Genomic DNA, 12,952 nt, shown 5'->3' with positions numbered 1-12,952 from the left:
TGTGGGTCATGCGTGCTTTCCGTCGCGCATCAGAGACCGGGATGGGTTCAGGCATAGATCACCTTGGCCCCGATCCTATCAAGCTCGCTGCGTATTGGACCGGGCAGGCCATCGTCGGTGATCACCACGTCGACGGCCGACAGCGAAAATGCCTTGGACGTCCCGCTGACGCCCCATTTGCTCGAATCGGCGAGCAGGACAACGCGCCGGGCCATGCGAACGAGGTTTCGCTTCGTTCGCGCCATGTCTTCGTTCACGTCGACCACATCCAGTGACGAGTCTATCGCATGCGCTCCAACAAAGACCTGATGCGCTACCAGGCCGCCGAGAGCCGTATCGGCATCGGTGATCAGCGTGCTCACCGTGTCGGGATAGACCCGGCCGCCGATCATATGAACGTCGAGCCCGGGACGATGCATAAGATGCTGCACGATATTCATGGCCGTGGCCGCGACCACGACATTGCTGAGCGGCGGTAACTGCATGGCAAGCTGCATCAAGGTCGAGCCACCGTCGAAGATGACCGACTGGTTGTGCTCGAAAAGGTCGAGCGCCGCCCGGGCGATGCGCTTCTTTGCGTCGAGGTTCGTTTGCATCCGCCGCGCGAACGCGGCCGTCGTCGAATCGGTGGTCCGGGTCACCGCCCCTCCACGGGTCTTGGTCAGCAGTCCCTTGCGGTCCAGTATTTCGAGGTCGGAGCGCACCGTGACCTCCGACACGCCAAACACGTCCGACAGGTCCTTGATGCGAACCTGTCCGCTGCGTTGCACCTCGCCCAGGATCGATTGGCGTCTCTGCTCCGACAACATTGCCCTGCCCTTGCCTGCCTGCGCCGAGCAATCGCGCCGGCCTCGGCTCACCTTACCGGAAATATGCAGATTCGAAAGCTTTCGAAAGATTGTTTTTCTTTTTTCTTTCGGAAACACTGGATCGAGCATTTTTAAATCAACCGATCAGGGAATTTTGGACTCATGAGCCTAGGAACCAAGGTGCGCCTCGCGCGCCTCTTCTCGCATCCATCGGGGAACCTTTTTGGCGGCGCGGTCGACCACTTCGTCGGCTATGGCGACGTGCGCAAAGGCGGCCTTGCCGACCTGCCGGGTGCGCTCGCACGCGTCATGGCGGGCAAACCCGACTACGTCAGCATCCAGCCTGGCACCGCGCGCCATCTGTGGCCGCAATATGCGGGCAAAGCTTCCCTGGTGATTCAGGCGGGCTGCTTCACTGCGGACGATCGCATCAGCGAGTTGATCGCGACGCCCGAGGATGCGGTGCGGGCGGGCGCCGATGCGTTGGCCGTGGCCATTCCGGTGCGCGGCGCGACGGAGGGCAAATACATACGCTGGCTGACCGATTCGGTGAATGCAGCAGCCCGCTACGGCATGCCCGTGGTGGCGCATATCTACCCTCGCGACTTCACCGATGGGGCAAAAATCGTCTTCACCCCCGACGAGATCGCCTACGCGGCGCGCATCGGCTACGAGTCCGGCGTCGACGTGATCAAGATCGGCTACACCGGGGATTTCGAGTCATTCAAAGAGACCGTCCGGACCTGCCCGGTGCCGGTTGTCATCGCGGGGGGGCCAAAGACCGATACGCTGCTCGGCGCGCTTCAGCAGACGGCGGACGCCATCCGTGCCGGCGCGCGCGGCGCCGTGGTAGGCCGCAATCTCTGGGGGCACGGCGATCCGGAGAAGGCAGCGCTTGCCTTTCGCGGCGTCATCCATGACGGCCTTTCGGCGCAAGACGCCTTGGCGAAGGCGGGCGCCTGAACGATGCCCACCGTCCCCGCCACCCTCGGCTTCGGCGCTATTGCGATAGACGACATCGTCTACGTCGATCAGCCATTGTCGGCGGGCAAGGGTAAGGTTCTGCAAAGTACCCGCGCTTTCGGGGGAAATGTCGCGACGGCGCTTGCCGCCGTCGCGCGGCTCGGCGGAACCGCCGGGTTCGTCGGATGGCTGGCCAGTGCCGCGGACGACGCCGTTCTGCTCGATCTCGTGGCGAGCGGTATCGAAACCGCATTCGCGCCGCGCCATCCCGACGCGCGCCCGGTGCACTCGCGGATCACCGTCGGCTCGGATGGGGAACGGTTCATCGCGTATGACGACGATGCGATGCTGGGCACCGCTCCGGACTTTCCGGACGATATCCTCAGCCGCGCGACCGTCCTGATCGTCGATAGCTATGCGACCGGGTCGCTGGATGTCGTGGCTCGGGCTCGCGATCTCGGCCTTGCGATCCTGGGCGACATCGAATGGAGCAGCGGTCCCGCCACGGAACGGCTGATCGCGCTCTGCGACCATCTCATTCTTCCACTTAGCTTTGCACGGACTGCCACGGGGCGCCGATCGCCTGCCGAGATGCTCGATGCCTTGTGGTTGCCATCGCGATCCGCCGTGGTTCTGACCGATGGAGGCAGGGGTGTGTACTATCGCGGCCGTGAAGAGACAGGTCTCTGGCACCTGCCCCCGCACCGGGTTGCGGTCGTCGACTCCACGGGCGCGGGTGACTGCTTTCATGGCGCCTATGCCCATGCGTTGACGCGCGGAGCCGACACCGCGGGCCGGATCGCATTCGCGGCCGCGGCGGCGGCCGTTTCGATAACGGGGCGTGGCGGGCGCGAGGCGCTTCCGACCGAGGACCAGGTCACGCAACTCCTGGCATCGGCGAACGCGCCGTCAGCAGTCGACCTGAAAAATACGCATGTGGATGCTGGAGCATGACCTGAAACGATCCGACGAAACATTTCGCAGGCGAACACAAGCCCAGGAGAATCATAAAAATCAGGGCTTATACTTGTGGAGGGAGGAATATGGCAGAAGTCATTCTTGAGAAGATCTGCAAAACCTACGGGAACAGTTTTCGCGCAATCGACCAGTTGAACCTGTCGGTCAAGGACGGCGAGTTCTTGATCCTCGTCGGGCCTTCCGGCTGCGGCAAATCCACGGCGTTGCGAATGATCGCGGGGTTGGAAGACATCACCAGCGGCAGCCTTCGGATCGGCGGGGTCGACGTCGTCGACATGCCGCCCAAGGACCGCGACATCGCGATGGTGTTCCAGAGCTACGCGCTCTACCCGCATATGACGGTATCCGAAAACATCGCCTTTTCGATGCGGCTGGCAGGCAAGCCGAAGGCCGAGCGCAAGAAGCGCGTGGACGAGATCGCCAAAACTCTTCAGCTGACGTCTTTGCTGGACAGCAAACCCGCGAACCTGTCAGGCGGGCAGCGTCAACGGGTTGCCATGGGCCGCGCCATGGTGCGCGAGCCGGCCGCCTTTCTCATGGACGAGCCGCTTTCCAATCTGGATGCGAAACTGCGTGTGCAAATGCGCGCCGAAATCACCAGCCTGCAAAAGCAGCTCGGCGTCACGACCATTTACGTGACCCACGATCAGATCGAAGCGATGACGATGGGCGACAGAGTCGCGGTGTTGAAAGGCGGTGTGCTGCAGCAGGTCGACACACCCAAGAGGCTCTATGAATCGCCGGTTAACGCCTTCGTTGCCGGCTTCATCGGCTCTCCTTCGATGAACCTTTTCGAGGCGACCCTGAAGGGCGGCGAGCTCGCTTTTCGCGACTTCGCCGTCCGGCTGCAGGATGCAGCCTTCGTGCGCAGGCCGGCCTTGAGGTCGTATGCGGGGCGCAAGGTCGTGTTCGGGATCAGACCGGAGGATCTTTATGACAGCAGCCTTGAATCCGGTCGCAAGTATCAGACGATACCGGCCAGGGTGACCTCGATCGAGGAACTCGGCTCCGAACAGATCGTCCACATGAACATCGACGCGGTCCGGGTGGACTCCGGCGATCCGGATGCGGTGGACGATTTCGGCCTGGCGTCGAACGCGGTGGCGAGGTTCGAGCCGATCAGCGCCGTCCGCTCCGGCTCGGAAATCCAGTTGGCCGTGGATGATGCCAAGTTCCATTTCTTCGATCCCGAAACGCATCTGGCGATCTGAAGATCTGCGAAAGACCGCGGGCGGGAGCGAGGTGCCTGCGGAAGATACAAGAAGGCTTCTGAATGAACAGACGATCGTCCGCATTGTGCGGCCGACCTTGAAGAAGGAGGAGAAAATGATGTTTCGGATACGACCCGCGATGCTGAAAATAGCCGCGGTCGCATGGTTGCTTGGTGCAACCGGCGCCATGGCGGACACGACGCTGGAATTCACCCAATGGTGGGAGCCCGAATTGCCGGCGGGATCGCTCAGGGCAATCATGAACGACTTCGAGGCTGCAAACCCCGGCATCAAGGTGACGCTGGTCAGCGGTCCCTATGCGACCACGCGAGACCAGATCTCGGTCGGCGCCGCAACCGGAACGCTCAGCGACGTCGTCGGTCTCGACGGCGCCTGGGTGAACAATCTGAACGCGCAGGGTGCGCTGGCCGACATGAACCCGATGATGGATGCGAGCGGGTTCGACAAGACCCAGGTCGCGGATATCATCAAGGTGGACGGCAAGGCGGTGATGTTTCCCGTGGCTTCGTTCGTCTATCCGGTCTTCGTCAATCTGGACCTCGCCGCCCAGGCAGGCGTCACCAAGCTGCCGTCGACCCGCGCGGAGTTTCTCGAAGCCGCCAAGAAGATGACCCATGCCGACAAGAACCAGTATGGCTGGGTGCTGCCCCTGTCGCTGCAAACGCCGTCCGGTGTCCAGAACGACCTGATGTCGTGGGTCTGGGCCTCGGGTCAATCGATGATGGTTGAAGGCAAGCCGGCTCTCGAGGGCAAGCCGGTCGTCGATATGCTCACTTTCGTCAAATCGCTGAACGACGCCGGCGTCATCTCGCCCGGCATTGCCACCAAGACCGAGCAGGAAAAGGTCGAGGAATTCGTCAACGATCGGGTCGGAATGATGATCGACTCGCTCGCGCATGTGAATCTCATCCGCAAACGCAATCCCAAGCTGAACTTCGACCTCATCCCGGTCCCGGTCGTGGCGGACTACAACGGCAAGCGCGGCCTTCCCTATGCCTCCTGGGGCATCGGCATCTCTGCCGCCTCGAAACATCAGGATGAAGCCTGGAAGCTCGTCCAATATCTGATGAGTGAAAAGGTGAATGCCAAGCTCGTGTCGCTTGCAAACGCCTTCCCGGGGAACGTCAACGCCAAGCCCGATTTCGTGACCTCGGACAAGGCTTTCGCCAAGGCTTTCGAAATCTTCAAGACCGGCTATCTCGCCAACGAGTTCACGGGCCTGCCGGTGGCTGAAGACCTGATGACCCAGTTCGACGTGGAGGCTCAGAAGATGCTTGCCGGCGAGCAGTCTCCGGAACAAGCCGCAACCAACGCTCAAAAGGGCTGGACGGCGAAATTCTGAGCGGCCATTGCCCGTTTGCTATCTTCCACCGGGTGGCCCGGCCTCGGCCAGGCCACTAGTCAACAACGGATCGGCAATTTGAGATGGACCTGTTTTTGAAGCGCACCTTCCTCTTGAAGGCACATCCCAGGGGTCGCACATGACCGGGCAGAAGCGCTCCCACCATCGACTGAAACGAGCGGTCGCACCCTATCTCTATCTGTCACCATCGCTCCTCATAATCGGCCTTCTGATGCTGCTGCCGATGGTGACGGTGATTGGCTATTCGTTCCAGAACAGCGCGGTGCTGCGTCGCGACCCGTCCTTTGCCGGACTGAAACACTACCAGGCGATCTTTGCCGATCCGGTGTTCTGGGCCTCGCTGTGGCACACGCTCTACTTCACCTGCATGAGTGTCGTCTTCCATATGACCATCGGCATGCTCTTCGCACTCATGCTGAACAGCGACCGCATCAATCCGACGCTGCGCAACATCCTGCGCGTGCTGTACATACTGCCCTGGCTGTTCACCGCGGTGATTATCGCGGTGATCTGGCGCCTTCTGCTTGAGCCGAATGGTGTCGTGAACAGTGTTCTCATGCAGATGGGCATCATCGGTTCCAAGGTCGAGTGGTTTTCCTCGCCCGCGACCGCGCTGCACGCCGTCACCTTCGCCAATATCTGGGCGGGCTACCCGCTTTTCATGGTCAGCCTGCTCGCAGGCTTGCAGGGCATTCCCAAGGATTTCTACGAGGCCGCCGATATCGACGGCGCGATGGCCTACCAGAAGCTGATCTTCATCACCATTCCGCAGCTGATGCCGATCATCATCAGCATCTCGCTGCTCGACTTCATCTGGACCATGCAGGTCTTTCCATTGATCTGGATAACGACGGGTGGCGGTCCGATCTACTCGACCGAGGTCCTCAGCACCTACACGTACAAGCTGGCGTTTTCGAGCTACAACCTGTCGCAGGCCTCGGCGAGCGCCGTGGTCATCCTGCTGATCTCTCTCGGCCTGACGCTGTTCTACATCCGCTATCAAAAGGCTCGGTAGTCACATGAGGAAAATGCACACGCCCAAAGACAGGCTGATCACCGCCGCGCTCCATGTCGCGCTTGCCGCAGGGCTCTTTTTCGCGGCCTTCCCGATCTACTGGATGCTGAGCAGCTCGTTCAAGTCGAACACCGAAATCTTTGCCCTGCCACCAACCGTCCTGCCGAAGGCCTTCACGCTGGAAGCGTATGCGGCCATCCTGAGCGACCCGGTAAAGCTGCGCTTCTTCTTCAACAGCTACTTCGTGGCCGGAGCAGTGACCGTGCTGACGGTGCTGATCGCCTTGCTGGCGGCCTATGGGTTCAGCCGTTTCAATTTCCGCGGCAAGGGCAGCCTCAACACTCTCATCATCAGCACGCAGACGATCCCGCCGATCACGCTTTTGATCCCCTTCTTCGGGCTTGTCGTCTCGTATGGCATCTTCGACACCTATGTCGCGCTGATCCTGACCTATCTGGTGTTTACGCTGCCCTATGCGATCCTGCTGATGACGGGATATCTGAACACCTTGCCCCGCGACCTCGATGAAGCGGTGGCTGTCGACGGCGGCACCAGTTGGACCGCACTGTGGCGGGTGATCGTCCCGATTTCACTGCCTGGTATCGTGGCGACGTCGGTCTACACCTTCCTGTTGTGCTGGAACGAATTTCTCTTTGCGCTGACACTGACGAAGTCGACGTCCATGCGCACCGTCCCGATCGGCATCCAGTTGTTGATGGGGCAACACGCCTTCGAATGGAACCAGATGATGGCGATGAGCGTGCTCGGCTCGCTGCCGCTCCTGGTCATCTACCTGGTTGCCCAGAGATTCTTCCTCGCCGGCATGGCCGCAGGCTCAGTCAAGTAGGATGTCCCTCCAACGAGGTGGAATCAAGGAATGAAAGGATGACCGTGAAAGACCTGAAAGTCGGCTGCCAGACCTTTACCTGGGAAATGCTGGGCGACCGCTTCGCCGGCAGCCCGGACGATCTGCTCAAGGCGATCGCCGATGGCGGCTATGCCGGCATCGAGATCACCGACACGATGATCGGCCGCTATGCCGGCAAGCCAACGGAGTTCGCCGCCGCGCTGAAGTCATCCGGGCTGACGCTCGTCTCCTTCGCCTTCGGCTCCAAGAGCGGTTTCACGCTTAGGGATGAGATCGGCGCCGACCTGGAGACCGCCAAACGCTGGATCGACTTCGCCGCCGCCTTTCCCGGCGCGCTGGTGTCGATGGGCTCGGCCACGATGGTTTCCGACGGGCCGCGCGACGACAAGTTTGCCATCGCCGCCGAGGTCTACAACAAAGCCGGCGAGCTCGGGCGCGAGGCCGGCGTCCAGGTCGCGGTGCATCCAAGCTCGCATCACAACACGCTGCTGTTCGACCGCGCCGACTATGATCGCATCTTCGGGCTGGTCGACGCCTCGCTGGTCGGCTGGGTGCCGGACACCGGCCACATCTTGCGCGGCGGCCAGGGCATGGCGGATACGCTCACCACCTATCGCGATCGCATCCGCTATGTGCATCTGAAGGATGTCGACAACAGCGGCACATGGGCGATGCTCGGCAAGGGTGTCTGCGACACGGCCAAAGTGATCGAGATCGCTGGTGCTGCACCCAATTTCAACGGCTGGCTGGTGCTGGAGGAAGAGTCCGAAACGGCCGCCGCCGACCCTGCCGGCGCCGTCAAAACCAACCGCCAGACAATGCGCGGCTACGGAGCCTGAGACGATGACGACGAACAAGCCCCTGTCCGGCCCCGCCGCAATTGCCGCTCTGCCGCGCAACCGGCTTATCGGCGAGTTTTCGCTGTGGTCGGCCGACCTCGCCAATATGGAGCACGATTTGAAGCGCATCGAGACCCATGCCGATGTCCATCATATCGACGTCGCCGATGCCCGCTTCACCCCTGGCTTCCTGTTCTTCCCGGACCTGGTGGCGCACATCGCCAAGCTCACCGGAAAGCCTATCCATGTCCATTTGATGGTCGAAGCCGAAATCGTCGAGGAACAGACGCGCCAGTTCGTCGAGGCCGGCGCCGACCTGATCAGCGTGCACGCCGAAAACGGCGAGACCGGTCTGCGCGCCGTGAAACTGGCGCGTGAACTCGGGGCCGAGGCCGGCGTGGTGCTGCGGCTGGAAACACCGGTCGCGGCCGTCACGCCCTTCCTGCCGGAAGTGGCGTTCGTGACGCTGCTCGGAACTTCCATCGGCGTCAAGGGCCAGAGCCTGTCGGAGCAGGCGTGTCCGCGCCTGATCGAGGCGCGCGCGCTGATGCGCAAAGCCGGCCGCGAGGCCGACATCGTGCTCGCCGCCGATGGCGGCATCCGCCACGAGACCGTGCCCTTACTGCGCGCCGCAGGTGCGCAGACCGTGGTGCTGGGCTCGCTGGCCTTCGGCGATCCCGACCTTGCCCGGCGCATGGCCTGGCTGCACGGGCTGGAGGTCGCCGCCTGATGACCAAGCTTGCGCTCGCCTTCGATCTCGGCGGCACGGCGCTGCGCGGTGCGCTGGTCGAAAGCGATGGCAATATCGTCGCCCATGCTTCAGCGCCGACGCTTGCCGGTGCGGGATCGGAGGCGGTGATCGGCCAGATCGTCGCTCTGGCAGGCACGCTGCTTAGGGAACACCCGCAGGCAAAGGTCGCCGGCATCGGCGTCGGAGCACCGGGACCGCTCGACCCCAAGGCGGGGATCGTGATTGCGCCGCCGACGCTGGCCGGCTGGCACGACGTGCCGCTGATCGACATTCTGGGGCAGCATTTCGGCTTGCCGGTGCGGCTGGAGAATGACGCCAATGCGGCGGCGCTCGGCGAATGGCGTTTTGGCGCCGGACGTGGCAGCGGATCGCTGGTGTTCGTGACCGTATCGACCGGCATTGGCGGCGGCGTCGTCGCCGATGGCCACATCTATCACGGCAGGCGCGGACTGGCGGCCGAGATCGGCCACATGACCATCACCGGTGAAGGCGACCGCTGCTTTTGCGGCGCCATCGGCTGCTTCGAGGCCGTTGCCTCCGGAACCGCGCTCGGCCGCGGCGCCACGCGACTGACCGCGCCGGGCGACGGCTCGCTCTTACGACGGCTGTCAAATGACGGCGACGTCTCGGCCAGGCATGTCGTAGAGGCTGCCAAGGCCGGCGACGCCAACGCTCTCGACCTGATCGAGGCGGAAGCACAATGGCTGGGCATCGGCTTCACCAACCTGCTTCATCTCTATTCGCCCGATCTGATTGTCATGGGAGGCGGCCTTTCCAACGGGTTCGACCTTCTGGCACCGTCGATCAGAGCGGTCATCCAGCAGCGGGCGATGCCGGCCTATCGCGACGTGCCGATCGTGCAGGCTGAACTCGGCGACCGGGCCGGGCTGATCGGCGCCGCCAGCCTGATCCTGTGGGAAGGCGAACCGGGTGCGCCGCTGGCGATGGCGCAGGACGACAAGGACAGAGGCGCGACAGCCGATGCCACGGAGGCACGCCATGGCTGAACTCGAGCTGCGCGGCGCGCGCGAAGATGGTGAATGGTCCAGTTTGAATGCAGCGCCAAGGTCCCCGAAGAGGACCCCTACCCTTCGCGATTCCAGCTGGCGTATTTTCGGATCGTTTGCCGCTTGTCTTCCGACAAGCCAACAAGGAGATTCTCCTCGAGATAGCCTTGCCGGATGAGATTGGCGAAGACCTGTATTAGCTGTGAATAGCGATAGTCGAACATCTGGTTGATCTTCCGTCGCTGCTGCCGCAGAAAGTCTTCGACATCCCATATTTCGGAAGGCGTTGCCGCAACGTGGGCCCTGCTCTTGAGTTCAGCCAACGTCTTTGTCGAGCGCCACCTTCAGCGCTGCGTCATAGGCAGTGCGGGCGACTTTCTTTTCGGACGGAGACCATTTCTCACCAGCGGTCATCGACTGTCTCTATCGTGTTCGCGGCGGCCGTCATCCGGTAACCCTGGGACGCAGGACCCCGCCTTTGGGACCAATCTACTTTCCGCAATGGTGATCGTTGACCTTGTTCAGCGCATTCGCGTCCGGCCCGACCCGGTCGTAAGAGCACGGGCCGGCCGCCGTGGTGATCAGCATTTTGTCATAGTAGCGCGGGCCGCCGAACAGGGCGTAGATGAGGTCGCGATGGGCGGGGACGTAGCGTTCGGGTTCTGGCTGACGATGGCGATGCTTGTCTTTGGCGACAGCCGCTGTGGACAGGCTGCAGCCGACAGCGAGAGCGAGCATGCAGGTCGCAAAGATCTTGGTGGTCATCGGCAGTACCCCTTCTGACGGTTCGGAATCGCAGCATATCCAAAAGCGCCTGCCGAACAAAGGTTCCCTCGCCGGCATTGCCGGCCGGTGCCGAAATCAGCCCGCACTGCGCGCGCGCCGCCGTTCGGCTGCAACCAGGAGGTCGACGAAAGCGCGCACCTTGGCCGGCCTGAAGCGCGCCGGCGGGAAGACGGCATGGATGCCACCGGACGGCAAGGTCCAGTCCGCGAACACCCGCACCAGCCGGCCGCGCGCAATGTCGTCGGCGACACTGTAATCCGGAAAGATGCCGAGGCCGATGCCGGCCAGCACGCAGGACAGCACGCCTGGTGTCTTGTCGCAGCTGACGACGGGGTTGAGTTCGGCCAGCACCGTTTCCGTGCCCCTCGAGAACAGCCATTGGCCGACCCCGCGCAACTGGGCGTTGCCGACCCAGGGCAGCGACTTCGCCTGCCTGGGGCTGGCTTCCCCAGGCAGCCTGGCGGCCAGTTCCGGGCTGGCGACGACGAATTGCTGCAGGCTGCCCAGCCGCCGCGCCAGATTGCTGGAATCGGCAAGCCAGCCGACGCGGATGCCAAGATCGATCTGCTCGTCGACCAGGTTGCTGACCGCATCGTCGAAGATCGTCTCGACCCGCATTTTCGGGTATTTTCTGATGTAGGCGGCGATGGTCGGCGCCACGACCTTCTCGCCATAATCGAGCGGCGCCGTCAGCCGCAGCGTCCCCGTCGGCTGCGCCGCTCGCTGCGAAATGTCGCCATAGGCTGCCTCCGCCTCGCGCAGGATGATCGCGGTCCGGTCATAGAACAGACGACCCTCTTCGGTCGCCGTCACGCGCCGGGTCGTGCGCCGCAACAGCGTAGCGCCAAGCTCTTCTTCGAGCTTGCCGACCTGATGGCTGACCACAGCCTTGGCAACATCGAGACGGTCGGCAGCGGCCGTGAACGAGCCGGTCTCCACCACGGTGGCGAAGTAGACGAGCCGGTTGAGATTGAGGAGTTCGGTCACAGGCCGCTCATTGTCTGATTTTATCATACAGTTTGTATGATTGATCGCTATTTTTCGCAAGCGGTCCAGCTGTCATCTATCGGGCAACAGAGTGAGGCCGCCATGACCAATGCAACCCTAACCTATCTTTTCGACCCGCTCTGCGGTTGGTGCTATGGCGCCACGCCGATGCTGGATCGACTGGCCGCCGGCGGGACCGCGCTCCAACTGCTGCCGGTAGGGCTTTTCTCCGGTGCCGGCGCGCGGCCGCTGGATGCTGGTTTTGCCGCCCACGCCTGGGACAATGACCAGCGCATCGCGCGGCTGAGCGGACAGCGCTTCAGCCAGGCCTATCTCGACAATGTGCTCAATGTCAGCGGCACCTTGCTCGATTCTTCCGCTGCCACCATGGGCATCAACGCCGCCGGGCTGGACGACTGGCGCAAGGAACTTGCGGCACTGAAGGCGATCCAGCATGCGCGCTATGTCGACGGCCGCGATATTGTGACGGTTGACGGCGTCGCCGCGGTACTGACCGACGCCGGCATGAGCGACGCGGCAAAGCTCTTGAAAGCGCCGACGCAGCCGTTTCTGGCGAAGCATCACGACCTGGTCAGCCGCGGGCGGATGTTGTTCCAACGGCTGCATGCCAATGGCGTTCCCGCGCTGGCGGTGATCGGCCAAACGGCGCCGCGCCTGATCGGCGCCAACGCGCTGTTCGGCAGCTACGACAATCTGGTCGCTCACATCGAGGCGGCGTAGTCCCAGAAATTCTCCCCAGACGAAATTCTCCCCAGACGAAAGGAAAATCCCCATGAAAATCGCACTTATCGGCGCGTCCGGCCAGGTCGGCTCGCGCCTGCTTAAGGAACTCTCCGATCGCGGTCACAGCATCACCGCCATTGCCCGGCATCCAGACAAGATCGCGGCACTTCCGGGCGTGACTGCCAAGAAGGGCGACGTCTTCGACAAGGATGGCCTTGCCGCCCTGATCAAGGGTCATGACGCGGTGATCTCCTCGGTGCATTTCCTCGACAGCGATCCCGATACGCTCATCGCAGCCGTGCGTGCTTCCGGCGTCAAACGCTACCTCGTCGTCGGCGGCGCCGGCAGCCTTGAGGTTGCGCCCGGCAAGCGTCAGACAAAGGCAGCAGCATTTCCTTCGAGGACTATGCCATCGTCATGGCCGACGAGATCGAAAAGCCGGCGCATATCAAGCAGCGCTTTACCGTCGGCTACTGAGCGCACTTCATTGACAGGCGGGCCGCTCGACGGAGTGGCCGGCGCCGGTTCCTATAGACGATAGTGCCATCGGAGCCTCCGATGGCACTATCGCTTTCTTCCGTTTCCACTCCTGCCGCCGCTCTGCGAACTC

General features: G+C 62.6%; 14 protein-coding genes and 1 pseudogene. 11 read left to right on the top strand and 4 right to left on the bottom strand.

Features of this window, described 5'->3' with window-relative positions; genetic code table 11:
- Positions 1 to 47: 47 nt before the first annotated feature.
- Positions 48 to 809, bottom strand: coding sequence for a DeoR/GlpR family DNA-binding transcription regulator (locus tag NKI88_RS13925; protein WP_352655742.1), 762 nt, complete (start codon positions 807 to 809; stop codon positions 48 to 50).
- Positions 810 to 971: 162 nt separating this feature from the next.
- Here NKI88_RS13925 and NKI88_RS13920 point away from each other — a divergent pair, with 162 nt between their 5' ends.
- The 9 genes from NKI88_RS13920 (at position 972) to NKI88_RS13880 (ending at position 9,825) form a co-directional block, all read left to right on the top strand.
- The gene (locus NKI88_RS13920; RefSeq protein ID WP_023667906.1) at positions 972 to 1,772 is read left to right on the top strand and encodes a beta/alpha barrel domain-containing protein; all 801 of its coding nucleotides are present in this window, start codon (positions 972 to 974) and stop codon (positions 1,770 to 1,772) included.
- A gap of 3 nt (positions 1,773 to 1,775) precedes the next feature.
- Positions 1,776 to 2,726, top strand: a complete 951-nt coding sequence (locus NKI88_RS13915) for a PfkB family carbohydrate kinase (RefSeq protein WP_352655679.1) — start codon at positions 1,776 to 1,778, stop codon at positions 2,724 to 2,726.
- A gap of 89 nt (positions 2,727 to 2,815) precedes the next feature.
- Positions 2,816 to 3,961, top strand: coding sequence for an ABC transporter ATP-binding protein (locus NKI88_RS13910; protein WP_352655677.1), 1,146 nt, complete (start codon positions 2,816 to 2,818; stop codon positions 3,959 to 3,961).
- 115 nt (positions 3,962 to 4,076) lie between these two features.
- Positions 4,077 to 5,324 carry an ABC transporter substrate-binding protein gene (locus NKI88_RS13905; protein WP_352655675.1) on the top strand — a complete coding sequence of 416 codons (1,248 nt, stop codon included), beginning with the start codon at positions 4,077 to 4,079 and terminating at the stop codon, positions 5,322 to 5,324.
- A 139-nt stretch (positions 5,325 to 5,463) separates the two neighbouring features.
- A complete protein-coding gene (locus NKI88_RS13900) occupies positions 5,464 to 6,360 on the top strand; it encodes a carbohydrate ABC transporter permease (protein WP_352655673.1) in 897 nt (298 codons plus the stop codon).
- Between the two features lie 4 nt (positions 6,361 to 6,364).
- Positions 6,365 to 7,207, top strand: a complete 843-nt coding sequence (locus tag NKI88_RS13895; protein WP_352655671.1) for a carbohydrate ABC transporter permease — start codon at positions 6,365 to 6,367, stop codon at positions 7,205 to 7,207.
- Between the two features lie 38 nt (positions 7,208 to 7,245).
- A complete protein-coding gene (locus NKI88_RS13890; RefSeq protein ID WP_352655669.1) occupies positions 7,246 to 8,067 on the top strand; it encodes a sugar phosphate isomerase/epimerase family protein in 822 nt (273 codons plus the stop codon).
- Between the two features lie 4 nt (positions 8,068 to 8,071).
- Positions 8,072 to 8,797 (top strand): ribulose-phosphate 3-epimerase, encoded by a 726-nt coding sequence (locus NKI88_RS13885; protein ID WP_031196728.1) that lies wholly within the window; start codon positions 8,072 to 8,074, stop codon positions 8,795 to 8,797.
- Positions 8,797 to 9,825, top strand: coding sequence for an ROK family protein (locus tag NKI88_RS13880; RefSeq protein ID WP_352655667.1), 1,029 nt, complete (start codon positions 8,797 to 8,799; stop codon positions 9,823 to 9,825). The genes NKI88_RS13885 and NKI88_RS13880 overlap by 1 nt, the downstream gene beginning before the upstream one ends.
- A 77-nt stretch (positions 9,826 to 9,902) precedes the next feature.
- Here NKI88_RS13880 and frp read toward each other — a convergent pair whose 3' ends face one another.
- The 3 genes from frp to NKI88_RS13865 form a co-directional block, all read right to left on the bottom strand.
- Complete coding sequence (gene frp, locus NKI88_RS13875) at positions 9,903 to 10,148, bottom strand: fluorescence recovery protein (protein WP_352655665.1); 246 nt, start codon at positions 10,146 to 10,148, stop codon at positions 9,903 to 9,905.
- Positions 10,149 to 10,314: 166 nt separating this feature from the next.
- Positions 10,315 to 10,590: a hypothetical protein gene (locus NKI88_RS13870; protein ID WP_023729215.1), complete on the bottom strand. Its 276-nt coding sequence runs from the start codon at positions 10,588 to 10,590 to the stop codon at positions 10,315 to 10,317.
- 96 nt (positions 10,591 to 10,686) lie between these two features.
- Positions 10,687 to 11,598, bottom strand: a complete 912-nt coding sequence (locus NKI88_RS13865) for a LysR substrate-binding domain-containing protein (protein WP_023699792.1) — start codon at positions 11,596 to 11,598, stop codon at positions 10,687 to 10,689.
- A gap of 102 nt (positions 11,599 to 11,700) precedes the next feature.
- Here NKI88_RS13865 and NKI88_RS13860 point away from each other — a divergent pair, with 102 nt between their 5' ends.
- Complete coding sequence (locus NKI88_RS13860; RefSeq protein WP_352655663.1) at positions 11,701 to 12,339, top strand: DsbA family protein; 639 nt, start codon at positions 11,701 to 11,703, stop codon at positions 12,337 to 12,339.
- Between the two features lie 52 nt (positions 12,340 to 12,391).
- A pseudogene (locus tag NKI88_RS13855) lies at positions 12,392 to 12,819 on the top strand (NAD(P)-dependent oxidoreductase).
- Positions 12,820 to 12,952: the final 133 nt, after the last annotated feature.

Origin of the sequence: Mesorhizobium sp. M0317 (assembly GCF_040321555.1) — a bacterium.
GTDB lineage: Bacteria > Pseudomonadota > Alphaproteobacteria > Rhizobiales > Rhizobiaceae > Mesorhizobium.
This window is presented reverse-complemented; position numbering and strand designations above follow the sequence as displayed.